The organism is Thermogemmatispora argillosa, from assembly GCF_059696725.1.
In genome coordinates, this window is sequence record NZ_AP019377.1 from 722,281 (window position 1) to 748,472 (window position 26,192).

Genomic DNA, 26,192 nt, shown 5'->3' on the forward strand with positions numbered 1-26,192 from the left:
TCCATCATCACCATCGCCCGAGATAAGCAAACAAGGGGACTTCCTTGCTATGATGGTGAGCATTGTAGCATCTGCCATCTTAGTTTGTCAAGCGTCGCAACTAAGTTGGAGAGCGAGAAAAGCGGGCGAGCCGTGGGGGAGAGCAAGCCGGCCCGCCCGGATCAGACCCAATGGAACCGAACCCGAACCGGTCAGGCTCTCCCCGAGCGCGAGCTGACAGAGGCGGGCGCTTCTAGCTCAGGGCATAGGCGAACACGTGCAAGTGGCCTTGATCGACGCTCGCTGGCAAGGTGATGCTCGCCACGGTCTTGCCGGCTTCCAGCGCGATAGGTGCGCTGGCGAAGACGTAGGTTTCGACGACCTGGGGGGTGCCAGAGCCGCTATTGCGATACGGCATCTGGGCGGCAATCACATTGCCATAGGCGGGTGAGCTGGCGCCAGCGTTGAGCGTCCAGTCGCTGAAAGCGAGCTGGGCTGTCTGGGTGCTGCCATCGGTGTAGGTGATGGTCAGCGTGCCGACCGAGGGACCATTGGTCGCGCTGCCCAGGAAGGTGAGCCGAGTGGCCCCGACCTTGGGTGGAACCTGCAGCGTCTGCCCAGCACACTGAACATTATCCTGGGTTTCAACCGGCACATTAGGCCAGCGATAGCTGACGCCATTGACCGTGACGGTAGCGCCGGGCTTATAGCCAAGGCTGGCCAGAAGCTGGGCCGAGTAGCTAAAGTGCGAGCCATCGAAATTGGCGATCGTTGGGGTATTGTCATCCGAGATGCCGATGTTATTGACCAGCGGCAGCAGACTGCCCGCGGGTGCCACCAGCACCGGCAGGGTCACCGCAGGCAAGGTCGAGCCATCGGCGGTCTGCACCTTAAAGGTCACCGTTGCATACCCTTCGGGCTGATCCCCTGCGGCGCTGACTGTCAGAGTCTGGCCAGCCGAGCCGTAGGCCGGGACGCTGAAGCTGCCTTCGGTGGGCGAGACCGTCAGGCCGGCTGAGGGGCTGGCGCTCCAGTTAACGGCGCGCGTGTTCCCAAGCAAATCCCGCGCCAGCAGGCTGACCTGGGTGCTGGCGCCGGGGGCAAGACTGGCGCGCGCCGGAGAGAAGCTGAGGCGCGCCGCCATCTGACCGCTGGTGTAGGAAGGAGGAGCGTCGGAGGGATCGCTGCCCCAGGTGGGATCAGGCGCCGTGGCCAGCACAAAATCGAGGGTTCCGCCCTGCGCAATGAAGGAGGGCGGCAACCAGGGCCGCGTTGTGGCCTGGCCATTGACCCGCAGGCTCTGCACGTAGGGGGCATTCTCAGCGGCCTGGGGAGCGTTGATCTGGATCACCTGACCGCTGGGGCGCGTCAGCTTGATGCTTGGAAAGAGCGGACTGGCCAGGACCAGATCGGCGGTCCCGGGCACGATAGGGAAGAAGCCTAGTGCGGCAAAGACATACCAGGAGGACATTTCGCCGAGATCGTCATTGCCAGCCAGGCCGCCCGGCCCGGGCGCATAGAGGGTGTTGACTACCTGGCGTACTACCTGCTGGGTCTTATAGGGAGCGCCGGCATAGTCGTACTCCCAGGGCGTTTCAAGGGTCGGCTCGTTGCCGAGGAAGGCATAGGGTTGATCTGGACCGGCGTTGAGCTGCGTGAAGAAGGTATCCAGGCGCGGCAGTACTTTGGCGTTGCCGCCGAGGGCGTCGAAGAGGCCACGCAGGTTGAAAGGCACCATCCAGTTATATTGTGCGCCATTGCCCTCGACCCAGCCTGTTTGACTGGCGGGATTGTAGGAGGTGGGGAAGGAGCCATCGGCATTGCGCGGCTCCAGATAGCCATCGGCAGGATTGAGCAGGTTCTCCCAATCCTGGGCCCGGGCCATGAACTTCTGGGCCGTGGCCTGGTCGCCCAAGGCCTGAGCCAAGGCCCCAATGGCGAAATCGGCAGTGTCATATTCGAGCTGCGTCGCCGCTGGGCCGTAGAAGTTACAGCAACCGTAGCCGCCGTCCTGGGGCAAGTAGCCCAGCTCGTCCAGGTAGCGCAGGCCAGGCCGAATGTTGTTCGGCTGCGTCGCCTCATGGATCATGGCCGCCAGTGCGGCCTGGGTATCGAAGTCGTGCGCTCCGAAGGCGTAGGCGCCGGCGATGATCGGATCAGCCGGATCACCCACCATGACGTAGGTTTCGCTGTTGGCCAGGCTCCACTTGGGCAACTGGCCACTTTGCTGGTAGGCCAGAACCATCGATTGAACGATGTCACTGGTCTCTTGGGGCGCCAGCAGGGCTAAGAGCTGGATCTCCGAGCGGTAGATGTCCCAGCCTGAGTAGTTGGCATAGAAGGCGTGGCCATGAGGCAGCGTGTGTACCTGGCCATCGAAGCCGATGTACTGCCCGTTGACGTCTGAAAAGACGTTCGGCTGCAGGAGCACATGGTAGAGGGCCGTGTAGAAGGTTGTGAGCTGGGCCTGAGTCCCGCCGCTGATCTGGATCTCGCTCAGCCAGCGGTTCCAGGTCGCCTGCGCCTGCTCACGCACCTGGTCGAAGTTTCCGTCGGGATCTTCGCTATTGACGTTGAGGCGCGCGTTATCAACACTCACGAAGGAGATGCCGACGCGTACGGTGACAACGTTGGCGCGCGCTGTGTCAAAGGTGACAAAGGCGCCCGAGCCGGGACCAGAGACAGTTACGTCCGGGTGCTGGCGGGCTTTCTGGATGAGGGCGGGCGAGGGCTGGGCCCCACGGGCAAGCTGAGCCTGGGCGGCCTGGACTGCGCTGACTTGCGAGGCCACTTGACCGCCACCGCGCGCGCTGCGGCTGCCAGTGCTAACGGTATTGTTATGCCAGGTGCCGATGCTGGCGAAGGGCTGGCTGAAGCTGGCCCAGAAGTAGAGACGGTAGACGTCGCTGGCTCCGCAGAAATGGCCGCTGCTGACCCAGCCCGAGATCGTCCGGTTGGCTGCATCAATGGTGACTTCGGCGTCAAAGGCCCCGTTGGCCGAGCCGGAGACGTTGACCAGCATGGTGGCTGGCTGCCCACGTGGATAGGTGAAGCGTCCAATACCGCTGCGCTGGGTCACGCTTAGTTCGACTTTGATGCCGCTGTCAAGGGTGACGGCATAGTAGCCAGCGCTGGCCTGTTCGTTGCTGTGGGAGAAGGTGGCTATGTAACGCATGGGGTCAGCTGCCGGCGAGTCGCTGACGGCGCCAGGGTAGGGCATGAAAGGAATATCGCCGTAGGCACTACAGCCGGCGCCGCTGAGATGGGTCAGGCTGAAGCCGCGCAGGCGATTGTCATTGTACCAGTAGCCGCCAGGTACGTAGCTGACAGTGTCGGGGCTCCATTGCACCATGCCAAAGGGGAGATCAGCGCCGGGAAAGGTGTCGCCGCCTCCAAAGGGTGCCCCCTGTTGGATGCCAGTACCGGTGAAGGGATCAACCAGGTCGGCGAGGTTGGTGGTATGGGCGGGCGTCGGCACCCGCTGTGCTCGCTGAGCTGCCAGGGCCGATAGTGGAGTACTGGTCAATAGGATGATTAGTAGTGCGGTCAAGATGACGAAGGGAAGGAGCCAGGATCTCACGCTTGTGACGTACTTCATCGTGGCGTTCTCCTTATCTCGTTCGTCGAGCGACAGCCGTGTCTTCCTTCGACAGGCTGCCGGCCAGTAGAAAGAACACAATGGCAGGCTACGCCGCCCTCGACTGGTGCGCCGCCGTGCCGTCCCGCCTGCTGAGCTGAGGGTGATCTTGCAGCCTGGCTCGTGCGCAGGCCAGACAGGACGGGCTGAGTCGCCCGTCGCTCTGCCTTGCCAGGGCGAGTCGACGACGCTGGCAACGCCCAGACGGGCAATGGGTGTCTTCGGGCCTTGCTCCCCCAGCCGGCCCTGACGATCTGGCAGCTTCTCCACGGGAAGGGCACCCCGCCAGCCGGCCTGGTCGTTGCGGTCGTTTCAAGACCGGCTAGCACTTCCCGAGTTAATTGGTACATTTGACTATCTTACTCTCACAGGAGTAATCATACACCGCCCCCGTAAGATAGTCAAGTGTACCAACCAACCGCAGTGCTTGCGGCGCAGCCCAGACAGCAGCGGCTCCGAGAAGCGCAAGAGCAAGGTTTTGCTGCCTGGCAGGCCCTATCTCTCGCAGAGGGGAACGGCACAAAATGACTCTCTTGCCAGTCAGTCCAGCCTGGCCCAGGCGGGGGGAGAGCGCCTTTGGCCAGCGGACCTCTCTTGTCATCTGTGCGTTCTGCCCCTATCCAAGGGCCGCGGCACTCGATTATCATTGTTAGAAGGATGAGATGAGAAGAGCAGAACAGAGCGCAATGGCCGGCTAGCTGGCCGGGGAAGTGCTCTCTGAGCTACGAATCTGTCCAATGCAACCAGTTACGAGGGAGTATGGTATGGGTTTACTCATTCGTCCAACACCGTTGCCAGCTCAGGCTGAGGTGCCGCATGAGTCCTTAGTTGTCACCCCTGCTTCGGCCGGGTGGCAGTATGTTTCCTTCAAGATTTATCATCTGCGTGCAGGGCAGCGTCTCAGCGGCGCAGCAGAGGGACAGGAGACCCTGGTGATGATTCTGGCTGGTGTAGGCGAAGCCAGCTTGAACGGCCAGGCGCTGGGGCAAGTGGGAGAGCGTCTGAGTGTCTTTGAGGATCGCGCTCCCTACGCTCTTTATCTCTCGATTGATGGGCGCTACGAGATTGTCTGTCGCTCCGAGAGCATGGAGGTCGCCGTTGCCGCCGCGCCCTCCACGGAGCGGCATCTGCCAGCGCGCTTGATCCGGCCTACCGATATCAGCCTGGAGATCCGCGGCGCTGGTCAGACAGAGCGGCGCATTCGGCATATTCTGGACACCGACCAGGAAGCCGAGCGCCTGATCGCCGTTGAGGTTATCACGCCGGGCGGCAACTGGTCGTCGTTTCCCCCTCACAAGCACGATACCGAGAATCCGCCGCACGAATCCTATCTTGAGGAGACCTACTATCACCATATCCAGCCAGCGGACGGCTTTGCCATCCAGCGTGTCTACACCTACGACGGGCTGGACGAAACGCTGACGGTGCATGATGGTGAGCTGGTTCTAGTGCCACGCGGCTACCACACCGTGGCGGCGGTGCCGGGCTGCGACCTGTACTATTTGAATGTGATGGCCGGGCCGCGGCGCGCCTGGCAATACCAGGTCGACGCGGCTTTTCGGCGCCTGCTGCCGCCCTCCGGCTCGATTACCGGCACCGTGCTCCGTCCTGATGCTCCGGCCTCGGGCCGCTAAGGTCGAGGAAGGTCGTGCTTGTCCGGTCCGCAGGCGCGCGGAAGCAACGAGACGAGCGAGCTTGAGGGAACGAGGGACAGGAAAGGAGGCCGGTTATGGGAACGCTTACAGCCCTTCTTGGGATCGACCTGGGTACGAGCGCGGTCAAGGCGGTGATCCTCGATCTAGAGGGGCGCCTGCTGGGCGTGGGGCGGGCCGAGTATGCGCTGTTGACGCGGCGGCCCGGTTGGGCTGAGAGTATTCCAGCCGATTGGTGGCGGGCGACACGGCTGGCGGTGCGCGAGGCGCGCGAGCGAGCGCCGCAGTGCCAGATTGTTGGACTGGGCCTGGCTGGTCAGATGCACGGCATCGTGATGGTTGACGCCGACGGGCAGCCGACGCGCGCCGCCATGCTCTGGCCCGATCGGCGCGCCGAGAAGGTGCTTGCCCGCTTTCGCGCCCTGCCGGCGGCCCTGCGGCAGCGTCTGGCCAATCCGCTCGTTCCGGGTATGGCTGGTCCATTGCTCTGCTGGCTTGCCGAGCATGAGCCGGCCTGCTATGCCCGCTCAGTCCGAGCGCTCTCGCCCAAGGACTGGCTTCGCCTGCGCCTGACGCGGCGCCGAACGGTGTCCCAGGAGACGGGCAGTCTGGTCACAGAGGCTAGCGATGCTTCGGCGACGCTGCTCTATGATCTGCCGGGGGATTGTTGGGCCGAAGAGGTGATCACCGCTCTCGGTCTGCGCGCCGATTTGCTGCCGCCGTTGCTGCCTTCGACGGCGCGGGCCGGTCTCCTCTCGTCCGAGGCCGCCGCCGCCCTGGAGCTGCCCGCGGGCCTGCCGGTCGCCACTGGAGCCGCCGATGTCGCTGCGGCGCTGTTGGGCGCCGGCGTCCTTGCGCCGGGCACGCTCCTGCTCAGCCTGGGCACGGGAGCGCAGCTTGTGCTGCTCTGTGATGAGCCGCAGCCCGACCCGACTTTGCGCACTCACCTCTACCGCGCTGCGGATGGCCGCCACTGGTACCGCATGGCGGCGGTCCAGAATGCCGGGCTGGTCCTCGACTGGGTGCGACGCCAGCTCCAGGCCGAGTGGTCGGAGGTCTATGCCAGCCTGGGACAGGTTCCGCCGGGGGCCGATGGCCTCTCCTTTGTGCCTACGCTGACGCCCGAGCGCCCCCACTATAGCGGGCCACAGACGGGGGCATTCCTGGGGCTGCGTCTGGAGCATAGTCGCGCCCATCTGCTGCGCGCGGCTCTGGAGGGGGTAGCCTGCGGCATCCGGCTGGCCCTGGAGTGTCTGCCCGGCGCCAGGGAGGTCAGCAGTCTGCTGGTGGCCGGCGGCGGTAGTCTGCACCCCGCCTGGCGTCAGTTGCTCGCTGATTTGCTGGGACGTCCCTTGCTCTCGCTAGAGGTGGTAGAGACCACTGCTCGCGGGGCGGCTCTCCTGGGTGGTTTGGCCGCTGGCATCTGGAGCGAGAGTCAGGAGTTGGCGCGTCTGGCCCCCGCTCGGAGCGTGGTGACGACTCCAGGCGAGCAACAGGCGCACTGCGCGGCAGTCTACGCGCGCTATCTGGAGCTGTTAGAGCGGGGAGCCGAGGCGCAGGCACGCTGAAAGTAAGTGGTGAGGCGCTTTCTCCATGCCTCTGTTCCCTCATCATCAGCTCGCCTATGCAGCGGGCGGAAGGCGTCGGCTTATGTCTCGCCAGCTCTCGCTGAGCCAGTTGCCGCGGTTCCTCTGGTCACCAGGTCCTTCCGCAGCAGGTCAGGAACGGCCGCGAGCTTCCCAGCAAGACCATTACTGTACTGGGTCGGGGTTTTTACTTAGCCGGTCATGGCGCTGGTACACAGCCGGACCCTCTCAAAGCCAGCCTGGCGCAGGAGCGACGCTAGCTGCGGCTTGATGCCGATATGTCCTATGACCGCGCTCTTAGTACCTCTTTGCTGAGGAGAGCAGGTGAGACAGTGATTGGCAAGCCTCAACTCAGCTCAGCCTGGACCGGGCCCGAGGGGCAGAGAGAGGGTCACAGAGGGTCACGCCTGGGGATCAAGCAGAATTTTGCCGTGGGCCCGCCCTTGTGCCAGGGCGAGTAAGCCATCGGGCACAAGGCGCTCCAGCGGAATCACGCGGTCAATTACCAGCCTTTCTAGCTCGCCTCGACGCTGTTGCAAGAGGGCCAGCGCCTCTGGCAGATCGACGGAACAGACATGAGCGTTTGTTGTCAGCAGCTCTATTTCGCGCACGACCGCCGCATGCAGGTCGAGGGCGCGCGGTTCAGCCTGCAAACCCACTAGCAAGACGCGCCCACCGCGCTGAGCTGCCGCCAGGGCTAGGGCCGGGGCCGAGGGCGCCCCTGAGGCCTCGATGACCAGCTCCGGCCCTTCTCCAGCGGTTAGCTGTCTCAATGCCTGAAGCGTATCTTCGCGTCCCGCCTGGACCACATAGCTGGCGCCGAGCGCTGCCGCCCGCCTCAGCCTCCGCTCATCAATGTCAACAGCGATGAGGAGCGCCGGCTCTAGGGCGCGGGCCGCCGCCAGGAGAAAGGCCCCTATGCCCCCAATGCCGATCAGCGCTATTGTCTGGCCGCGCCTGGCCTGACTGCGCCGCAGAGCATGGAGAGCAATGGCCAACGGTTGCGCCAGGGCCGCCGCCTCATCGCTACAGTCCTCTGGCACTGGATAGCACATGCGCGCCGGTACGCGCGCCAGCTCGGCCAGCCCGCCATCGGCTTGAAGGCCCAGGGTATAGTAGCGCGCACAGAGATTGGTGCGTCCCGCCTGGCACCAGCGGCAGGCGCCGCACCACATTCCCGCTCCCACTGCGACCCTCTGGCCAAGTGCCAGATTCTCAACCCCGGGACCCAGAGCCACAATGCGCCCCATAAACTCATGGCCCAGAATCAGCGGCCCCTGATGGCCGCTGAAGGGATGTCGCTCCCGCAGCGGTGCAAAATGCGGTCCGTGCAGAAATTCTGCTACGTCGGTACCGCAGATTCCAGCACGCAGCACCTGGAGCAACACCTCACCCTCGCCCGGTGCTCCCGGCTCAGGTACCTGCTCAATACGCACGTCTCCCCGCCCATAATAGCGTGCTGCTTTCATAAGGCCACCCCCTTCTCTGACGGCGTTGACTTCCATCGCCTGCTCATGCTCAGCGCCATCCAGCGCTCGCGCGAGAGCTAGACTGTGAAGCGGCGCCCACGCACACGCCGCACCAGCCCCATGACACCGTAAGGCGCCAGGAGCGCTACCACGATCAAGATGATCCCAAAGACCACGCGGTCGAACTCCGGCGGGAGCGTAGCCCCAAAGAACGGTAGTTCGCCGGCCATTATGCGCAGTACCTGAGCCGTCACCAGCATCAGCGGTACCCCAATCACCGGACCCTGCCAGGTGCCCAGTCCTCCCACCAGGCTCATCAAGACCACATCAATCGAAATATCCAGGCTGAACGTCCCCTGCGGCTCAATATAGCTCGTATGAAAAGCGTAGATGGCCCCGGCGATGCCGGCGATACAGGCCCCCAGCAGGAGCGCCTGCGTCTTCAGCCAGGTTGTGCGCACCCCCAGGATCTCCGCCGGGTCCTCATCCTCGCGAATAGCTACCAGCGCATAGCCAAAGCGCGAATGCTCGATGATGAAGGCCAACAGCACCGTTAACGCCATCAATCCTAGAAAAGCGTAATAGAAGATTTGCTCGTTTGTGAAGGAATCAAACGGCAATTGTGGCATATAGATCCCGTTGGCGCCCCCCGTAATCCCCAGGTTTGTCACCAGCACCTGGGTCAGAAAGCTGACGATGAGCGTGAGAATGGCAAAGTAGACGCCGCGCAGGCGCAGAGCGGGCACCCCTACCAGCAGAGCCACCACGGTCGCTGCGACCCCCGCCAGGGGGATGGTCAGCAACGGATGGACATTGTACTGCGTACAGAGCACGCCGGAGGTATAGGCGCCGACGCCAAAGAAGGTCACCATACCGAAATTGAGATAGCCGGCATAGCCACCGAGAATGTTCCAGCCCTCCGCCAGCAAGATATACATAAAGACCGACGATAGGGTCGTTACCCAGTCCAGGGGGATCAAGACGCCGAGCAAAGCCAGCAAGCCTAGCGCCGCCGTTGTGGCCAGGCCTTGATAGAGCCAGCGCCGCCGGCGCGTCCCCACCGTTACGCGCTCCAGCAGAGCACTACTCATAGCAAGCGACCTCCTGCCTGCTCATTGCTGCCTCCAGCCGGCCAGTTAGCCAGCATCGCTCTCTGCTCCCTCATCGCTTTGTCCTCTCCACTTCCTCAGAGCGTACGGCTCTGGACACCTGCCAGGCCCCGGCCACGCACCAGCAAGGTGATCACCAGCAGCAGGTAGACAATGAAGTAGACATACTGGAAAGGAAAGAGCACACTGCTCAGGGTCTCGATCAGACCAATGAGGAGGCCGGCCAGCAGGGTATTGCGAATACTGCCCAGGCCCCCAATGACCACTACCAGGAAGGCCCAGGCCAGCCAGCGATAGTGATCCTGGGGATCGAAAGGAAAGATCATGGCCAGCACTACCCCCCCAACCCCGGCGGTCGCAGTGGCCAGGCCAAAGACCAGCAACGAGAGCCGATCGGTGTCGATGCCTGAAATACGGGCCGCATCGCGATTCTGGGCCATGGCGCGGATCGCCTTGCCATAGAGCGTATAGCGCAGGAAGGCATCGAGCAACAACACTAGCGCCAGAGCAATGGCCGCAGCGATCAGCCGCGGCACCGCCAGAGCGATCCCATCCAGGGTCAGCGAGGCATTAGTATAGCCGACCGAGAGCACCTGCGTGTCGGTCGTCCAGCGCAGGATAGCTGCTCCCTCGATCACCACCAGCACCCCAAAGAGCACCAGTAGGCCGGTGGTCTGCGAGGTGCGGGCCACACGGCTGATCAGCAGGCGTTCTAACACCACGCCGATCAGAAAGAAGACCGGTACAGCAACAACGGCGCTGACGATAGGATCGAGGCCCAGGCGCTGGAGCAGCTCCAGAGCCAGGTAGGAGCCGAGCATGATGAGGGTACTATGGGCCACGTTCACCACCCCCATGATACCGAGTGTCAGGCTCAGGCCAAGCGAGATTAAGGTATAGACCAGGCCGAGCAGCAAACCATTGACCAGCGCCTGTACCAGCAGCGATACGCTTATCGTCGTGAGCATAGGACCTCCCCTTCCCTTCCCGTACTAGAAGCGCAGCCAGCTCTTGATAAGGGCTTCCAGGCGATCTTCAAAAGCGCCGCGCTCGCCTTCCAGCTTGTTGTGGCCATACTCCAGGGTGTAGACATAATCAGCCAGGGCCACGGCGGCACGCACATTCTGATCGACCAGGAGAATGGTGCGCCGCTCTTCTTTGAGGCGGGCGATCTCCTCATAGACCTGATCGACGATCAGCGGCGCCAGGCCCACCGAGGGCTCATCAATCAGAATGACGCGCGGGTCAGCTACCATCATGCGTGCGATCTCAACCAGACGCTGTTGGCCACCGCTCAGGCTGCCGGCCAGCTTCTGACGCCAGCCCTTGAGCAGGGGATAGCGCTCATAGATCGCCTCCAGAGCCGCAGCCAGGCGCCGACGTTCTCCTAATAGCCGCCAGGCGCCGATCTCCAGGTTCTCATGTACCGTTAGCTCGGGAAAGACCGAACGCCCTTGCGGCAGTAGGGCCATGCCCAGAGCCGGACGCCGATGGGGCGGGACTGTCGTAATCTCCTGGCCGTTCAGTCGGACCTGCCCGCTGCGTGGTCTGAGTAAGCCATAGAGGACTCGCAAGGCCGTTGACTTGCCCGAGCCGTTGGGTCCCAGCAGCACGGTCACTTTTCCCGGGCGCGCTGTGAGGCTGACGTTGTTCAAGACCAGGTCATGGCTATAGTAGCCGGCGGTTACTGCCTGCATGCTTAGACCGGCGTTCGTACTGGTCGCCAGTCCGTTTGGCGACGGCGAGCCCGCTGGCACATCGGCTGCATGCCTCATCATGATGGATGCCCTCCTGCCTGCTCAAGCGGCGTCGATGGCTGCTGGCTCGGCCTTCCTCCATGCCCCAGATAGGCCGTGATCACCTCGGGATTCTCGCTGACTTCCTGGGGACTGCCACGAGCAATGATCTGTCCATAGCTCATACAGATGATGGTCCGGGCCAGACTCATTAAGTCGGGGATCTCGTGGCTGACAATGATAAAAGAGACCCGGCGCTGCTGCTGCGCTTCGCGGATGCGCTCCAACAGTAGGGCCTTGATTTCGGGATGGACACCGCCAAATGGTTCGTCCATCAGCACAAGGCGCGGCTCGGTCATCAAGGCGCGCGCAAACTCTAATAGCTTCTGCTGGCCACCCGATAGCTCACTGGCCGCTAACGCCTGATAACGCTCCAGTCCGACAAAGGTCAGCAGTTGGCGCGCGCGCTCCAGGGCCTGTGAGCCGTTCACGGGTGCATGCACCAGCGGAATAAGCATATTCTGGAGGACGGTCAGCGTGTGAAAGACGCGGGCATTCTGGAAGGTGCGGCTGATGCCCAGCAGGGCAAGCTGGTGGGGTCGCAGATTGCGCGTTGAGCGACCCAGATAGCGGATCTCGCCGCTGTCGGGCCGATAGAGGCCATTGAGCGTATTGAGCAAGGTGGTCTTGCCGGAGCCGTTTGGCCCGATGAGGCCAAGAACGGAGCCGGCTTCCAGCGTGAATGAGACGCGCTCCAGCGCTACAATGCTCCCGAAGCGCTTCGAGAGGGAGTCAACCTGCAAGACAGGTTCCATTGTCGCTCTCCCATATCGGCAGCGTACCAGGGGGAGGACCCGCTCGTCTCGCGAGAGCTTGCCCCTGCCTGAGCAGTGTTGCGGAGGCAGAGCAGCGGAGTTCTCCCCCGGTGAATCTCACGCCTGCAGCTGTGCCTTGGCAGTCGCCCGGCTGGGTGGCCAGACTACCTCATTCTTGCCGTTGAGATACTGCACGAGCACGGCATTGTAGTGAGGCATGCCATACTGATCGAAGGTCAAGGGTCCATTCACCGTGTTAAAGCGATGACTCAGGACATAGGCCCGTAGCTGCTGCTGGTCAAGGGTCCGCGCCCCCTCGACCGCTTGCTGCATAACCTGCAGGATCGTCATGGCCACTGCGGCATACTGGCTGAAGACGGTTTCATGGCGCACCCGCTGGAGCATCGCAAAGAGATCATGGATGCCATCATAGTTGTCGCTGGGCACAGCCATCGCTGTTGAGAAGATCCCTTCTCCGGCAGGTCCTAGCTGAGCCCAGTAGGGCAGCGAGGTCACCAGCGAGCCGCAGGCGCAGTAGATCTTTGGCTTGAAGCCAAGCGAGTAGGCGGTACGGGCGATGAGGGCCGCCGGGTTGGGCAGCGAGAGCGCAAAGAAGAGATCGACTTTGGCCGCCTTGGCGCGCTGAATGAGGCCGCTGACATCGGTGGCCGTGGGTGGATACTCCTCGTTGAGGACGATCTGCATACCGCGCTGCTTGGCGAAGTTGATGACGCCGCCTTGCCCCTCGTAGCCGTCGCGCACGGCCAGGGTGAAGGGGTTCTGTTCGGTGACGATGCCGACGCGCGTGGGCCGCTCGCTGGCGGGCAGGGAGTCGATCAGCTCGAAGACGCCGCGGCTGTAGTCAGGCTCCTGGTAGGTGTAGGAGCCGATCATCCACTGCGTGCTCTTGAAGAGCTTGATGCCCACAAAGCCGCCATTCCAGAGGATCATATGATTGGCAGCGGCAATGGGCAGCACGGCCCCCCCAATGGCTGTCGTATAGGGCGAGAGCAGAAGGTTGACTTTGTCTTGATGAATGAGCCGCTGGTAGAGGCTCTGGGCTGTGGCCGGGTTGCTCTCGTCGTCGTAAATAATCATTTTGACGGGATGGCCAAGCAGACCGCCGTGACTGTTGACCTGCTGAAGCCAGTAATCATAGGTGGCTTTGTAGTCCGCCGAAGGTCCGGCATAGGCCCCGGTCAGACCAAGGGTGCCGCCGATGACGATCGGCTGCCCCGCCGGCGGCAGCCCATTCGTGGAGCTGGAGCCGCTGCCAGTGCTCTGGGCGGCGCTGCATCCGGTCAATATCAGGATCAGCAGCACGGTTGTCGTGATGAAGAGACGAAAAGACCTCATGTCGTCCTCCTTACGCGACGTCTCGCAGCAGAACAAGCGCGGGCCTGGCCCTGGTGCGTGAAAGCGGCCGTCCACCCGCTCAGGTGGGCGCTCGTGCTAACTCTCTTGTTTGCTTGCTGCGCGTGCAGACGGCCCGCACCAGGCTGAGAGCGCCTTTCAACCTGCCAGCCTGTTACCCAGGTGGGCAATCCTGCGCCTCGCGCCACAGGACCGCAGTGTCTTGCTCTGCTCGCTTGTGGACCTGCCACGGAACAACGCTGTTCGTGTTGCTGCGCTGCAGTGCTCTGCGCATGTGAGTCAGGCGCCAGTCAGTGGGCGCTATGGTCTCTGGCTCTGCTTACTTTCATGCCTTTTTGAATTTTTTTTATATCTCTTTTTATCTTCTTGCCTTTTCTACGGGTTCGGGGGAGAGACGGCGCCGGGCCCGGTCCGGCCCGCCTCAAGCGAGCAGCCCCAGCGGCTCTTCGAGCAGCTCGGCGACGGTCGCCAGGAACTGTGCCCCACGAGCGCCATCGACGACCCGATGATCACAGGAGAGGCTTAGTAGTATGGTCGGTGCCACCTCGGACCGGCCATTGACAGCGATCACGCGCTCGCTGATGCGTCCGACGGCCAGAATGGCGGCCTGGGGTGCGTTGATGATGGCATTGAAGGCATCCACGCCGTACATACCCAGGTTGCTGATAGTGAAGGTCCCTCCCTGGAGATCGTGGGGACGCAAGCGCCGGTTCCGTGCCCGTTCGACAAGGTCCTGACGCGCCTCAACAAGGGCGTGCAGGCTTTGTTGATCAGCGTTGTGGATGACTGGCACGACGAGCCCTTCATCGGTGGCAACAGCGATGCCGATGTTGATCTCGTCGTGACGTACCAGCCGTCCATCTTGCCAGGAGGCATTGAGATGCGGATGCGAGCGCAGGGCCGTGGCCACGACGTACACGAGCAGGTCGGTATAGGTGACCTGGGGTGTGCTGCGCTGCTGCACGCTGCGGCGCCAGTCGATGAGGCGCGCTGCGCGCACTTCACGCAGCAGGAAGAAATGTGGTACCTGCTGCCAGCTCTGAGCGGTGCGCTCGGCCATGAGGCGCCAGACCTGGCCCAGGGAGGGAGTTGTTGCGGTCATCCCTTCCTGGTTCGCTGTCTCCTGGCGCGAGGCGGCTGCCAGCACATCGGCCGCCAGAATGGCCCCCTGGGGACCACTGCCGGCACCCGCACGAGCAAGGGCCTCCAGATCCTGTCCCAGCTCCGCCGCCAGGCGCCTGGCCTTGGGTGAGGCCGCCAGCAGGCGCGCTCGCTGGGGGGTGGCCGTCGGCGACGCGCCTGTCGTTGACGCCACGCCAGAGGCAGCCATCTGCTGAGCGGCCGGCGCCTGCCGTTGAGCAGCCAGATAGGCCAGGATATCGGCTTTTTGGATACGCCGCCCCTGGGGCTGGAGTTGGCGCAGATCGACCTGATGCTCGGCGGCGATGCGCGCAGCCAGAGGAGAAACCAGCCTCCCCGAGCCGCGCGCACGCTCGTCCCTGGACGTGGAAGAAGGGGGTACGAGTGAGAGCGAGCTACCAGGCACATGCGATGAAACGTCTGCTTCGGCCCCGTGGTCGTTCGCTTGTTGCGCCGCTGCTCCTGCCGGGGCCGCTTGCGCCAGCGGTGCGCCTGGCTCCGTCGGCTCGCTCGCTGTAGTTGTTGCCGAGGCTGAGTCTGGAACCGGGGTGGGCAGCTCATCGGAGGCCACAATCAGGGCAATCTGCTGCCCTACGGGAATGTCTTCCCCTTCCCTGGCCGTTACCGCGCTCAGGAGGCCCGAGGCCGGAGCCTCCAGCTCGATCGTTGCCTTGTCGGTCTCAATCTCGGCCAACGGCTCGCCCTGCTGCACCGGCTCACCCTCGTGCTTGAGCCAGCGCAGGATCTTCCCCGTCTCCTGGGCCATGCCCAGCGCGGGCATAATGACCCTGGTCGCCATCAGTGCTCTCCTCTGCTCTTCCTTCGTCTGTTCTGGTGATAGGGATAGGGCCCCTCAGATCAAGTGAGTGAAGCCACGGCGATCGGTTCTCTCTCACCGGGCGGCGCGGTAGCCAGCCCGGCGAGATGATCAGGTCAAGTCGCGACGCGTGGATCAGATCCCCTCAGCGGGAGCTAGAGTGTATGCCCGGCTGAGGTGGCGGCGGGGGCCGGCATGCCTGGCGTGCGCTGGCCGCCAGCCGTGTTCAGATGTGACTGGACCTCGCGAATGGGGGAAAGCGGTCCGTTCACAGTATAGTAGTGCGTGCCGGCTACAAGCAGCTCCTCAGCCGGAAAGCGCGTAATGACCTCGCAGCCATCCTTGGTCACGACAAGCTGCTCTTCAATGCGGGCCGCCGTCCAACCATCGCTAGCGGGCCAGAAGGTCTCTAGCGCGAAAACCATGCCCTCCTCAATGACTTCGGGATGATCAAACGAGACCAGGCGGCTGAAGACCGGCTTCTCCCAGATCGTTAGACCTACGCCGTGGCCAAACTGCAGGGCGAAAGCTGCCTCCTCGTTAGGAAAACCGAACTCCTCGGCCCGCGGCCAGAGCTTGACCACATCAGCGGTCGTCACGCCCGGCTTGATGGCGTTGATAGCGACGTCGAGAATCTCGCGGCAACGCTTGTAGGCGTCAACCATTGCTGGCGAGGCGCTGCCGACAGCAAAGGTACGGTAATAGCAGGTGCGGTAGCCGTTGAAGCTGTGCAGAATGTCAAAATAAGCGGGATCTCCAGGACGCAGCACGCGGTCGCTGAAGACATGCGGGTGAGGACTGCAGCGCTCGCCCGAAATGGCGTTGACGCCTTCGACATGCTCTGATCCGAGATCGTAGAGGACTTTGCTGACCAGGGCTACGCATTCGTTCTCGCGCACACCCGGGCGCATCCAGCGATACAGCTCCTCGTAGGCCGCATCGACCATCATGCAGGCGGTGGTCAGCAGGGTGATCTCATCCTGCGTCTTGATCATGCGGGCCGTCTGCATCAGGTTTTGCCCATCTGCAATAGTGATGCCTTCTTTCTGCAGAGCAAAGAGTACCTGCGGCTCAATGACGTCAACCCCCAGCGGTTCGTGTAGCAGGCCACGCTCTTCCAGCTCGATGCGGACCTTGCGCGCGACATCTTCGGCGCGGCCAGAGCCGGGCGCCATCGCCCCGCGCATCGTCGAGATACCCGCGCGCGCACGCTCGCCCATCCAGGGGGCGTAGAGCTGATCGTGGCGCGCCGCTGAACCAAAGGTCCACAGAATCGGCTCATCATCCCGCGGCAGCAGGGTGAAGCGAAATAGCTTATCCATCGCCCAGGTGCCGATGTGGGTCGATGTAATATAGCGGATGTTGCTCATATCGAAGCAGAGCAAAGCCCCTAACTCCGACTCCTTGAGCAGTGCCTGCACCCGCGCCAGGCGCTCGCGGCGCAGCCGCTCGTAGTCAACGCGTACCTCCCAGTCAACGGCCATTGGCCCGTACGTCTTGATCGCCATAGTGCTTTCTCCTCCCTCAGAGCGGCAATGCAGCGTCAGGCTGGCTTGATCTGCGATGCCTGACACCACCTGCCCACGGATCAACCTTGATCACCTTGATCGATTGGAGTAGCGCCGCTTTGCTTGGTCGGCAGCCTGCCTTAGACAGAGAGCGCTTCCTTGCCGTTGACTTCACTGGATGTTCCCCAAACTCGAAGCCGCAGCGAGCAGCCTCACGCGCCGCGGGTGGCGCGGGACCAGGCCGCCTAACACCAGCACCGGTCTAGACTCGTCCGCACAGCGCCTTTGCCAGTTCGATCACAGCGGCTGGCGTCGGCACAGTCAGATCTTCGAGTACTGGTGAGAACGGAACGGGCACATCGAGCGCCCCAAGACGCTTGACCGGCGCGTCGAGATAATAGAAGGCGCCCTCGGCGATGACGGCTGCGATCTCGGCAGTCACCCCGTAACTCTGATAGCCTTCATCGACGACGATCACACGACTTGTCTTCTTGGCCGACTCAATCAGCGTCTGCTTGTCGAGCGGTGAGGTGGTGCGCGGATCAACCACCTCGGCACTGATGCCGAGCTGCTCTAGCTCCGCAGCGGCAGCCAAGGCCACCTGCACCATGCTGCTCGTCGCGACAATCGTCAGATCGCTGCCTTCGCGCTTGATATCGGCCACGCCGAAGGGAATGGTGTACTCGCCCTCGGGAACCGGCCCCTTGAGCTGGTACATCATCTTGTCCTCGAAGAAGAGCACCGGGTTATCGTCGCGGATGGCCGTTTTCAGCAGGCCCTTGGCATCGTAGGGGGTGGAAGGCAACACGACCTTGAGTCCCGGAATGTGACTAAACCAGGCGTGCAAGCTCTGACTATGCTGGGCCGCCGAGCGACGGGTAGCGCCGAGCGTTGTACGCACTACCAGCGGCACCTTGAGCTTGCCGCCGGACATATAATGCACCTTTGCGGCCTGGTTGACGATCTGGTCCATAGCTAGCGTCAAGAAGTCGCCGAACATGATATCGACGACGGGCCGCATACCAGTCATGGCCAGGCCCACCCCGATGCCCGTGAAACCGGCTTCGGAGATAGGTGTGTCAATGACTCGCTCGGGGCCGAATTCTTCGACGAGACCGCTGAGCACCTTGAAGGGCGTTCCAGCTTCGGCGACGTCCTCGCCCAGGAGGAGGACCCGCGGATCACGGCGCATCTCCTCGGCCAGCGCTTCGCGAATGGCCTGCCCAAGCGTGATTTCGCGCAGGCCTGCCTGAGCCGGCGGCTCACTTGTCGATGATGAGACTCTAGGCATAGACATGCTGGGCCACCTCCTGGGGATCAGGATAGGGCGCCTCTAGCGCGAAATGTACCCCCGCCTCGATCACAGCGCGTACCCGCCGCTCGATCTCGGCAAAGTCATGGTCTTCGGCCAGCCCTTGTTCACGCAACCAGGAGCTGAGCAACTTGAGAGGATCGCGCTGCGCCTTCCACCATTCCTCTTCTTCACGGGAGCGGTAGTAGCTGCGCTGGATGTCGCCGACATGATGGCCGTAGAAGCGGTAGGTGTTGCAGTGCAGATAAGCTGGCCCCTCGCCACGGCGCGCCCGCTCGACAAGATGTACGGCAGCCGCATAGACAGCGCGCACGTCCTGTCCGTCGACTTCTTCAGTATGGATGCCGAAAGCGCGCGGGCGCGCCAACATGTCGCCCGCCGTGGTCTCGCGATTGGGCGTGTATTCGTTGTAGAGGTTATTTTCGCAGACGTAGATCACCGGGAGCTTCCAGAGGGCCGCCATGTTCATGGCCTCGTAGAGGAGTCCTTGCCCCAAGGCCCCGTCGCCGAAGAAGCAGACCACAACCTGAGCGCTGCCCCGCCTCTTGCAGGAGAGGGCCGCCCCGGTGGCGATGCCCGCACTGCCACCGACGATGGCATTGGCTCCGAGATTGCCGCTGTCCGGGTCAGCAATGTGCATTGAGCCGCCTTTGCCTCGACAGTAGCCCGGCTGCTTGCCAAGTAGCTCGGCGAACATACGGTCGACGGTGGCCCCCTTGGCAAGACAGTGCCCGTGGCCCCGGTGGGTGCTGGTGATGTAGTCGTCCCGCCGCAGGGCCGCACAGACCCCCACGGCGACCGCCTCTTCGCCGCTGTAGAGATGGGCCAGGCCGGGCATTTTGGCGCTCAGGTACAGCTCGTTGACCTGCTCTTCAAAGAGGCGGATGGTTAGCATCTGTTCGTAAAGGCCAAGCCAAAATTGCCGCTCGCGCGCCCGGCTGGCTTCATCGACAGCCAGCGAACGCCCTTCTGATGAAGTCATATGTTCTGAGACCATCGTTGTCCTTCTCCTGCTCCAGCGCGATGCAGTCCCCTTGCCGGCGTCCTTCTCGACCTCGACCGCCCCTTCAATCGGTCGGCCGCGCTTCGGGGCCAGGCCCTTACCAGGGCGGCCTGGCTAGCTGTTCTAGTCTGATGAGAGGACAATAGGATGAGTATATATCATATCGCGAGGCGCAGGGACCCGGCCAGCCGAGGGCTACGGCCTAGCCGGGCCTGCCCGCAGTTCGTCCGGCTCGCTTATCCGCGATTGGCCGTCTCCAGATCCTGACGGACCTGGCGCAGGTGCTCCTGCATGGCAGCGCGGGCGGCTTCGGCGTCGCGACGGCTTACGGCCTCCAGAATGCGCTTGTGATGGTACTGGGCACGCTCCATCGCTCCGCTGATGCGCGAGATATGCTTACGCTGCTCGCTGAGCAGATCGACGATCGAGTCGACAAAGGTCAGGATCAGTCGATTGCCCGATGCCGTGGCGAGCGTGCGATGAAAGTCGTTGTCGGCGGCAATGTAGGCGTCGACATCGTGGAGGCTGGCGTCCATCTGCTCGACTACTGTCCGCAGGCGTGCAAGGTGCTCCTCGTTGGCCCGTACCGCCGCCAGGGCGGCGATGCCCGGCTCAAGTAGCTCCCGCAGCTCGACCAGGTTGGCGTAGCCGTCTTCGCGCCCCACGCGTACCATTAGCTCAAGGGTCTGCTGCATGGCGCGCGAGGTGGCATTGATCACGATGGTACCGCGTCCAGGTCGCATGTCGACAAGCCCTCGCTGAGCCAGGGTCTTCATGGCTTCTCGTACCGCCGTACGACTCGCCCCAAATTGCTCGCTGAGTTCGCGCTCGCTCGGTAGGCGATCGCCGCTGCGCAGCTCGCCTCGCAGAATTCGCTCTTCAATCTGTTCCGCAATCTGTTCGAACAGCTTGCTTGATTGGATGGGTGTATACAATCCTTTCTCCGCTGCAGCCAGGATCGTTCTTCGGTCAGAGACCAGATGGTATGTTTATCATACCAATGATTATAGTATAATCAGACCGTCTGTCTTTGACAACCCTTCGGCTCACCTCTTCGTCGCTTGCTCGTCAACTAAAAGCGGGGTTCCTTGGGAGCCAGGGACCAGCGCCGATGAGTGAAGCGGGGCAGCGACTGGCAGCCGTAGCGCTGGACAGGCTCGATAGAGTAGAACTAGATCTAGTAGAGGGGAGAGTAGAGAGAGGGGTACGGGGTACGTTCCAGCAATTCTCTTGCAGAGGAGGGTATAAGCAGCAATGGCCAATCTGGGTTTTATCGGTCTGGGTGCAATGGGAGGACGCATCGCTTATCGCCTGCTGCAGGCCGGGCATGCGCTCACGGGCTACAATCGCACTCGTGAGAAGGCGCGTTGGCTAGAGGAGGCCGGCATGCGCTGGGGCGAGAGTCCAGCCGCAGTAGCGCAGGCGGCAGACATTATTTTCAGCATGGTAGCTGATACGGCGGCGTTGCAGGCTATCACTGAGGGGCCACAGGGTCTGCTGGCCGGCCTGGGTCCTGGCAAAATCTATATCGACATGAGCACCGTCAGCCCGACGGTCAGTCGGGCGCTGGCGGCCCGCGTGGCGGAGCGCGGTGCGCATATGCTTGATGCCCCGGTTTCGGGGAGCACGGTGACCGTGGAGCAAGGGCGCCTGGCGATTATGGTCGGCGGCGAGCAGGCCATTTTTGAGCAGGTGCGACCCGTGCTGCTTGACATCGGCCCCAAGGTCAACTATGTGGGTTCCAACGGGCAGGCGGTGCTGATGAAGATTGCCATCAATCTCAGTCTTCCGGTCCAGTTTCTGGCCTTCAGCGAGGGCCTCTTGCTGGCCGAGAAGGGGGGCATTCCGCGCGAGACGGCCTTTCGCGTCTGGATGGATAGCGTCGTGGCCTCTCCTGCTATGCAGTACCGTGGTCCCTTTGTGCTGGAGCGCCCGGCGGAGGCTCTTTTCTCTGTCAATATGATGCAAAAGGATCTGCTCCTTGCGCAGGAGTTAGGCCGTACGGTCGATGTGCCGCTGCCGTCGGTGGCCCTGGTCAACGAGCTGCTAACGGCGGCGCGCGCCTTGGGTCTGGGACAGGAGGATTTCGCTGTGATCTTCGATGTGCTGGCCAAGATGGCCGGGGCGACCGGCTCGCCCCAGGCGAAGCAGGATCGGTCGTCGGCGCCCGCCTCCAGTAGCGGGGCCGAGACGGGGAGCGAGGACAGCCAGGGCAAGGAGGTTTAGCGCCGCCTGGTCGAGGCCGCCGGGCCAGGCCAGAGCTGCCTGTTGGCCGGCCACGGTCGCGCTCGCAGTACCCTGCCAGCGACGACTAGTCTGATCCCTGATAGCGGCGGCTGGCCTGGCCGGGCTGTTCGCCTTTCAAGGCTCTGCGTTCTGCCTGGACACTCGGGTAAGGCGCCGTGAGCGGTCTGGCTTGGCTGGTAGCCACTGCTGAGCAAGGAAGCAAGGAGGTTTGCACGTGACGCAGACGATTCTGCTGCAATTGGCGGTGATGGTGGCCGCTGTCCAACTATGCGGCCTGGCCGGGCAGCGGCTGGGCCTGCAGCGTGTGATTGGCGAGATCGTGGCCGGGCTACTGCTGGGGCCGAGTCTGTTGGGGCGCCTGGCACCGGCGTTAGAGCACTGGCTGTTTCCATCCAGCAGTCTGCCTGTGCTGCAGGCGCTGGGGGATCTGGGCCTGATCTTCTATTTGTTTGCCCTCGGGGCGCAGCTTGATGTCGAGTTGGCCTGGCGCCAGAGCGGGCGCGTGCTCCTGGTGTCGCTGGCGAGCATGCTGCTCCCCTTTGGTAGCGGGGCTGTTTTAGCCTTGCTTTTTTGGCCGACGCTGGCAGGGCTACAGGCCCAGCTCCTTACCTTTGCCCTTCTGCTCGGCACTGCCCTGGCCATTACGGCTTTTCCGGTGCTGGCGCGCCTGTTGAGTGAGCGCGGGCTGCAGCGCACGCCTCTGGGCATGGCGGCCCTGCTCTGCGCCGCTGTCGATGACGTGCTGGCCTGGTGCCTGTTGGCTCTCACCCTGGCTCTCACGCGCGCCGCCGGCTCCTTGTTGACAGTCGCCCTGACCGTTGGTCTGGCACTGCTTTTTACGCTCGGGGCGCTCTTCGGGCTACGTCCAGCGCTGGCCTGGCTGGAGCAGCGCTGCGGGGCCTCGCCGTTCGTGACTCCTCTTAGTTTGCTGCTGCTCTTGCTCGGGGCCTACTTCACCGGTGCTATCGGGGTCCATCCGCTGTTTGGAGCCTTTATGATGGGCCTCTGCCTGCCACGCAGGCCGGTCTTTCTCAGCGCACCGCTGGCGATGCAGGAGATCAATAGTTGGCTCTTGCTCCCGCTCTATTTTGTCGTCAGTGGCCTGCACACGCGTCTTGATCTGCTCACTGAGGGCAGGCTCTGGCTGCTGACGGGGTTGTTGCTGCTGGTTGCCTGCGCCGGCAAGCTGCTGGGTGGCTCGCTCGCCGCCCGCTGGACGCGGCTGGCTTCTTCCTGGCGCGAGGCGCTAGGCCTGGGCGTCCTGCTCAACGCGCGCGGCCTTGTCGAATTGATTATTCTCAATGTCGGCCTGGAGGCCGGTCTGCTCTCGCCGCAGCTCTTTACGATGGGGGTGTTGATGGCGCTGACGACGACGATCATGGCCTGCTGGCTGCTGCCTCTGACCGGGCTGGCCAGGCGAGAGAACAGAGCGGCAGGGACAACGCTCGCTGTAGGCCAGGGGAGCGCGCCGGAAGGATGGCGCGACGCCCCTGAGCATGGCTCGCAGCGTGGGTAAGGTCAGGACCCCTTATGAGGCGGAGGCCGGCGGCAGCGTGCTGCGCAGGAAGTGCGTCACGTGGGACAGAGCCAGGACGTCTTCGGCATTGTAGCGCATGATGAGTTCAACGGGCAAAGGCTCACCATAGTAGCGGTATTCCTCATAGAGGAGACCGACCTCAAAGCCATCGAGGTCGCCACTAAACTGGAAGCCGCACCAGCTAGCGACCTCTTTGAGCGACCAGCTCATCAGTGGCAGTACCAGGACCTTTTTGAGCAGTCGCAGCAGGTCAAGCTTTGGCAGGGACCACCAGCGTCCCAGAAGCGAAGGCGCCCAGCGGACGATCCCCTCTTCAATGGAGCGTTCGTCGAAGCGGTGGCCGCTCCAGGAGCAGAGCGTCGCGCCTGGATGGGCGGCGATATAGGCGAGAAACTCTTCGTACATGGCGCGGCGACGGCTTTTGTCTTCCTCGGGCACAGCCCATTGACGCAGCTCTTGCCCGTCGAAGGCGCCGATGAGCCACGGCTCGGGCGCGCCTCCTCCTTGGAGGGGATCAGCGGAGGCTAGCCCTGTCTCGACATCGTAGAAGAGCAGGGATGAGGGAAGCCGCGGCTCCTCTAACCAGACAGGCCGATTCTCTTGACAGGCGCGTAGGTAGCTCTCCAGGAGGAGGCGACGCCGCGGGCCAAACTGGATGGCCTTGAGCACCTCGGGCGGAGCTGCGCGTAGCTCGTCCAGGCGCGTGATGCCGTAGGCGGCCAGCTTCTCGGCCCGCTTCGGCCCGATCTGTGGTCCGCGCAGGCGGGCGGGCGGTTCCAGCCAGGTCACCTTTGGGAGGGCCTCAGCCTCATCTAGCTCGATTAGGGCAACGCGCGCGAGTTCAGGATTGCTGTCGTCCGAGGCTCCATTGACAATCAGCGTGTTGCCCAGTAGGGCCGTCTTGCCGCCGCGCGAGTGGCAGTGACCGCAGAGGACAAGGGCCGGTTGCTGGGTAAGGATGAAGTCTTTGAGGGCTTCCGAGCCGAGACGGCTGAAGCCGAAGCGAATGCCGATGTCGAGACGACAGCCCGCCGGTGGCGTGTGGGAGACGACGACCAGGCGCCGCGCCGCCCGGCCCAAGCGTCGGCGAGCCTGGTCCAGGTGGTCACGGACTTCGCTCTCTGGGTGTAGAATTCGGCCAATGTTGTTGCGCGCTCCGTCGCAAATGGCTCCTTCAATTCCTATGAATCCCACGTCTTCAATCAGGCGCGGCTCCGCATGCAGGTTATGTACACCGGGTGCCTGGAGAATGAGACGGTCCTCCGGCCAGCAGTCGTTGCCGATAACGCCCAGCAGACCATAGCGGGCATAGCCGGCAAGGTGAGCAAAATAGTTGCGGTTGGCGGCGATCAGAAAGCGCCGAACATCGTCGCCGCCGTAAACGATGACGTCAACAGGAGCCACTGAGCATAGTAGCTCTTCGACAAGTTCTAGCCGCTGGATGCGCCAGTCCGAGAAAAAGAAGATGCGCATAGCTCACAGCTCCGCGCTGTTTTTTGGTTGTTTCGGCCTTGGGCCGCTCGCCATCTTCGCCATCATCTTGACCGCGAGCTTCTTTCGCCGCCGACTCTTGGCCACGATCTCAGAGCTCCCCCCAGCAGCTCAGGAGCATGAAGAGCCGGGCGGAAAGCCGCAGCCACCAGGAGCCAGGTGCTAAGAGCGGCTGGCAGGCAGCCAGTCTAGCCAGTCGGGCGGTCTCGCAGGCGCTGACGGGCAATCTCTTCAGCGGTAGAGAGGCCGGGCGCCTCAGCGACGAGCAAGGTATCGACCCACTTGACGCTTGTATAGCATTTGCCACCGGGGACGAGCAGTCGCCACGGCGCGCCGTGCTCGCGTGTGAGGGGGGCGCCATTGAGACGGTCGCAGAGCAGGGCTTGCGTGCTCTCTTCGAGTGTCAGCCAGACCGTGTAGCTGCCAGAGCAGACGGCCACGGCGCGGGCCTCTGGCAGCGGTTGCGCTAGAGCGAGCAGGGCGCTCAAGGGCCAGCCCTCCCAGTCTAGTGCCGGTACGGTCCAGCCCTCTTCACATGAGAAAGGCGCCTGCCAGCTCCGGCGGGGCAGATGCGCCAGATCTGCCGCTTCCAGTTCCAGCGCCTGCGCCACGCAGCCATAGATGCGCAGGTGCCCTCCGACTCCCGGGGCTGCAGACTCCTGCGGATAGGTAGGCAGCGCTGATAGCCGCTGCGGCTCTTTGCTTTGTTCCATTGTCTTCCTCTCAAGTAAGTAAAAGCTCCTTGCCCCGGGAGTTATAGCACGGCTGTGCCCAATCTGTCCAGCTACTCCGGCTATCTCTGGATAGCCGCCAGGCTTTGTTTTAAAGTGGCAATATATTGATACTTTCTGTAATTACTTGACATAGAAACATCCAAAATTATATACTCTATGACAGAAGAATATTTGCTACATTTTCAAGGCAGAGGCAGTGGCGAGTTTTCGGTAAATAATGATGGAGCATCGCTACGGACGGCACGGCCCGCGGGCCTGGCTGCGCCGATGGCAACGTCGCTACTGGCGCCCCCCAATACCAGCCAGGAGGGAGACGCAGCTTTCCTCCTTAGCTGCAATCCTGGAACAGCAGCTCCTGACGGAGGTACACGTCTGGTCATTAACAGAAAGGATCATCGTCATCATGCTCGGCAGCGATCGTTACCATGACTCTGATGAGCTTACGCTTCCCCCGCCCCCGGGACTGCATTCGCTTCTAGCCAAGGGGAGCCAAGACATTCACCCAGAGCTGAAAAGGCGGCTCGACTTCAAACTCTCCGATCTTATTGATGAGCTTAAAGAGATAGGCGGCTCAGGCAACCTCATCAATATTCATAGAGAAAGGCTCAGAAAACTATTGCGGCCATTTATTAAAAAACAACTCCAGGAGATCGGAACACCCATTTCTAGTCATAAAGATATTGATGAGGCTGTTGAGTCCGGCCTAAACTACTCATCTAAAGCACTGGAGGAGGCGCTCAAAGAGGAGGATCTCAAGTACCGCATACTGGCAACTGAGGCCGATCAACGACTGGCCGCCAAAGCGCGAGAGGATCGCCAGCATCATGGATCTCTCTCAGACTCTGAGAGGCGCGACCTGGCCGTTTTGGCCGCGCTCGAAGTGCGGGGTCTGGTCCCTACCTCTAAGATCAGCGACGAGCTGCTCACACAGTTGCATGCAGACGCTAACTGGTATGAGGAGGTCTTTGACAAGGGGAAGGAGATCATCGAGTGGCCACCTGAGGAATCCTTTCGCCGCCAACAGAGCAGCAGCGGGGACTGAGATC

Annotated in this window: 19 protein-coding genes; 5 read left to right on the forward strand and 14 right to left on the reverse strand. The window is 62.6% G+C overall.

Annotated elements, in window-relative coordinates; genetic code table 11:
• Positions 1-232 precede the first annotated feature (232 nt).
• Positions 233-3,577, reverse strand: a complete 3,345-nt coding sequence (locus tag AC6H1L_RS02885; RefSeq protein WP_497600049.1) for a GH92 family glycosyl hydrolase — start codon at positions 3,575-3,577, stop codon at positions 233-235.
• A gap of 803 nt (positions 3,578-4,380) precedes the next feature.
• Here AC6H1L_RS02885 and iolB point away from each other — a divergent pair.
• Together iolB and AC6H1L_RS02895 are read left to right on the forward strand one after the other, a co-directional pair.
• Complete coding sequence (iolB, locus tag AC6H1L_RS02890) at positions 4,381-5,250, forward strand: 5-deoxy-glucuronate isomerase (RefSeq protein WP_497600050.1); 870 nt, start codon at positions 4,381-4,383, stop codon at positions 5,248-5,250.
• A 95-nt stretch (positions 5,251-5,345) separates the two neighbouring features.
• On the forward strand, positions 5,346-6,836 hold the full coding sequence (locus AC6H1L_RS02895; protein WP_497600051.1) for a xylulokinase: 1,491 nt from the start codon (positions 5,346-5,348) through the stop codon (positions 6,834-6,836).
• Between the two features lie 419 nt (positions 6,837-7,255).
• Here AC6H1L_RS02895 and AC6H1L_RS02900 read toward each other — a convergent pair whose 3' ends face one another.
• The 11 genes from AC6H1L_RS02900 to AC6H1L_RS02950 all read right to left on the reverse strand — a co-directional run bounded on the left by AC6H1L_RS02900 (position 7,256) and on the right by AC6H1L_RS02950 (position 20,072).
• Positions 7,256-8,323: a zinc-dependent alcohol dehydrogenase gene (locus AC6H1L_RS02900; RefSeq protein ID WP_497600052.1), complete on the reverse strand. Its 1,068-nt coding sequence runs from the start codon at positions 8,321-8,323 to the stop codon at positions 7,256-7,258.
• A gap of 77 nt (positions 8,324-8,400) precedes the next feature.
• Positions 8,401-9,414 (reverse strand): branched-chain amino acid ABC transporter permease, encoded by a 1,014-nt coding sequence (locus AC6H1L_RS02905; protein WP_497600053.1) that lies wholly within the window; start codon positions 9,412-9,414, stop codon positions 8,401-8,403.
• Positions 9,415-9,509: 95 nt separating this feature from the next.
• Positions 9,510-10,400 carry a branched-chain amino acid ABC transporter permease gene (locus tag AC6H1L_RS02910; RefSeq protein ID WP_497600054.1) on the reverse strand — a complete coding sequence of 297 codons (891 nt, stop codon included), beginning with the start codon at positions 10,398-10,400 and terminating at the stop codon, positions 9,510-9,512.
• 24 nt (positions 10,401-10,424) lie between these two features.
• Positions 10,425-11,210, reverse strand: a complete 786-nt coding sequence (locus tag AC6H1L_RS02915; protein ID WP_497600055.1) for an ABC transporter ATP-binding protein — start codon at positions 11,208-11,210, stop codon at positions 10,425-10,427.
• On the reverse strand, positions 11,207-11,983 hold the full coding sequence (locus tag AC6H1L_RS02920; RefSeq protein ID WP_497600056.1) for an ABC transporter ATP-binding protein: 777 nt from the start codon (positions 11,981-11,983) through the stop codon (positions 11,207-11,209). The genes AC6H1L_RS02915 and AC6H1L_RS02920 overlap by 4 nt, the downstream gene beginning before the upstream one ends.
• A gap of 117 nt (positions 11,984-12,100) precedes the next feature.
• Positions 12,101-13,339 carry an amino acid ABC transporter substrate-binding protein gene (locus AC6H1L_RS02925; RefSeq protein WP_497600057.1) on the reverse strand — a complete coding sequence of 413 codons (1,239 nt, stop codon included), beginning with the start codon at positions 13,337-13,339 and terminating at the stop codon, positions 12,101-12,103.
• Positions 13,340-13,778: 439 nt separating this feature from the next.
• Complete coding sequence (locus tag AC6H1L_RS02930) at positions 13,779-15,296, reverse strand: dihydrolipoamide acetyltransferase family protein (protein ID WP_497600058.1); 1,518 nt, start codon at positions 15,294-15,296, stop codon at positions 13,779-13,781.
• 173 nt (positions 15,297-15,469) lie between these two features.
• Positions 15,470-16,822: a M24 family metallopeptidase gene (locus AC6H1L_RS02935; RefSeq protein WP_497600059.1), complete on the reverse strand. Its 1,353-nt coding sequence runs from the start codon at positions 16,820-16,822 to the stop codon at positions 15,470-15,472.
• Positions 16,823-17,084: 262 nt separating this feature from the next.
• A complete protein-coding gene (locus AC6H1L_RS02940) occupies positions 17,085-18,065 on the reverse strand; it encodes an alpha-ketoacid dehydrogenase subunit beta (RefSeq protein WP_497601495.1) in 981 nt (326 codons plus the stop codon).
• A gap of 40 nt (positions 18,066-18,105) precedes the next feature.
• Positions 18,106-19,116 carry a thiamine pyrophosphate-dependent dehydrogenase E1 component subunit alpha gene (locus AC6H1L_RS02945; protein ID WP_497600060.1) on the reverse strand — a complete coding sequence of 337 codons (1,011 nt, stop codon included), beginning with the start codon at positions 19,114-19,116 and terminating at the stop codon, positions 18,106-18,108.
• A gap of 257 nt (positions 19,117-19,373) precedes the next feature.
• Complete coding sequence (locus AC6H1L_RS02950; protein WP_497600061.1) at positions 19,374-20,072, reverse strand: FadR/GntR family transcriptional regulator; 699 nt, start codon at positions 20,070-20,072, stop codon at positions 19,374-19,376.
• Between the two features lie 319 nt (positions 20,073-20,391).
• Between AC6H1L_RS02950 and AC6H1L_RS02955 the strand changes: the two genes are divergently transcribed.
• Positions 20,392-21,363: an NAD(P)-dependent oxidoreductase gene (locus tag AC6H1L_RS02955; protein WP_497600062.1), complete on the forward strand. Its 972-nt coding sequence runs from the start codon at positions 20,392-20,394 to the stop codon at positions 21,361-21,363.
• Between the two features lie 235 nt (positions 21,364-21,598).
• Complete coding sequence (locus tag AC6H1L_RS02960) at positions 21,599-22,900, forward strand: cation:proton antiporter domain-containing protein (protein ID WP_497600063.1); 1,302 nt, start codon at positions 21,599-21,601, stop codon at positions 22,898-22,900.
• 12 nt (positions 22,901-22,912) lie between these two features.
• Here AC6H1L_RS02960 and AC6H1L_RS02965 read toward each other — a convergent pair whose 3' ends face one another.
• Both AC6H1L_RS02965 and AC6H1L_RS02970 read right to left on the reverse strand, forming a co-directional pair.
• On the reverse strand, positions 22,913-24,394 hold the full coding sequence (locus AC6H1L_RS02965) for a ribonuclease H-like domain-containing protein (protein ID WP_497600064.1): 1,482 nt from the start codon (positions 24,392-24,394) through the stop codon (positions 22,913-22,915).
• Between the two features lie 206 nt (positions 24,395-24,600).
• Positions 24,601-25,125: a molybdopterin-dependent oxidoreductase gene (locus AC6H1L_RS02970; protein ID WP_497600065.1), complete on the reverse strand. Its 525-nt coding sequence runs from the start codon at positions 25,123-25,125 to the stop codon at positions 24,601-24,603.
• 424 nt (positions 25,126-25,549) lie between these two features.
• Between AC6H1L_RS02970 and AC6H1L_RS02975 the strand changes: the two genes are divergently transcribed.
• Entirely contained in the window at positions 25,550-26,188 is a 639-nt protein-coding gene (locus tag AC6H1L_RS02975) for a hypothetical protein (protein ID WP_497600066.1), read from the forward strand.
• The last annotated feature ends 4 nt before the right edge of the window (positions 26,189-26,192 follow it).

What these genes read in the sequence shown, in the direction of transcription:
- AC6H1L_RS02885 (WP_497600049.1), bottom strand. Translation starts at nt 3,577, where the DNA reads ATGAAGTACGTCACAAGCGTGAGATCCTGGCTCCTTCCCTTCGTCATC.
- iolB (WP_497600050.1), top strand. Translation starts at nt 4,381, where the DNA reads ATGGGTTTACTCATTCGTCCAACACCGTTGCCAGCTCAGGCTGAGGTG.
- AC6H1L_RS02895 (WP_497600051.1), top strand. Translation starts at nt 5,346, where the DNA reads ATGGGAACGCTTACAGCCCTTCTTGGGATCGACCTGGGTACGAGCGCG.
- AC6H1L_RS02900 (WP_497600052.1), bottom strand. Translation starts at nt 8,323, where the DNA reads ATGAAAGCAGCACGCTATTATGGGCGGGGAGACGTGCGTATTGAGCAG.
- AC6H1L_RS02905 (WP_497600053.1), bottom strand. Translation starts at nt 9,414, where the DNA reads ATGAGTAGTGCTCTGCTGGAGCGCGTAACGGTGGGGACGCGCCGGCGG.
- AC6H1L_RS02910 (WP_497600054.1), bottom strand. Translation starts at nt 10,400, where the DNA reads ATGCTCACGACGATAAGCGTATCGCTGCTGGTACAGGCGCTGGTCAAT.
- AC6H1L_RS02915 (WP_497600055.1), bottom strand. Translation starts at nt 11,210, where the DNA reads ATGATGAGGCATGCAGCCGATGTGCCAGCGGGCTCGCCGTCGCCAAAC.
- AC6H1L_RS02920 (WP_497600056.1), bottom strand. Translation starts at nt 11,983, where the DNA reads ATGGAACCTGTCTTGCAGGTTGACTCCCTCTCGAAGCGCTTCGGGAGC.
- AC6H1L_RS02925 (WP_497600057.1), bottom strand. Translation starts at nt 13,339, where the DNA reads ATGAGGTCTTTTCGTCTCTTCATCACGACAACCGTGCTGCTGATCCTG.
- AC6H1L_RS02930 (WP_497600058.1), bottom strand. Translation starts at nt 15,296, where the DNA reads ATGGCGACCAGGGTCATTATGCCCGCGCTGGGCATGGCCCAGGAGACG.
- AC6H1L_RS02935 (WP_497600059.1), bottom strand. Translation starts at nt 16,822, where the DNA reads ATGGCGATCAAGACGTACGGGCCAATGGCCGTTGACTGGGAGGTACGC.
- AC6H1L_RS02945 (WP_497600060.1), bottom strand. Translation starts at nt 19,116, where the DNA reads ATGACTTCATCAGAAGGGCGTTCGCTGGCTGTCGATGAAGCCAGCCGG.
- AC6H1L_RS02955 (WP_497600062.1), top strand. Translation starts at nt 20,392, where the DNA reads ATGGCCAATCTGGGTTTTATCGGTCTGGGTGCAATGGGAGGACGCATC.
- AC6H1L_RS02965 (WP_497600064.1), bottom strand. Translation starts at nt 24,394, where the DNA reads ATGCGCATCTTCTTTTTCTCGGACTGGCGCATCCAGCGGCTAGAACTT.
- AC6H1L_RS02970 (WP_497600065.1), bottom strand. Translation starts at nt 25,125, where the DNA reads ATGGAACAAAGCAAAGAGCCGCAGCGGCTATCAGCGCTGCCTACCTAT.
- AC6H1L_RS02975 (WP_497600066.1), top strand. Translation starts at nt 25,550, where the DNA reads ATGCTCGGCAGCGATCGTTACCATGACTCTGATGAGCTTACGCTTCCC.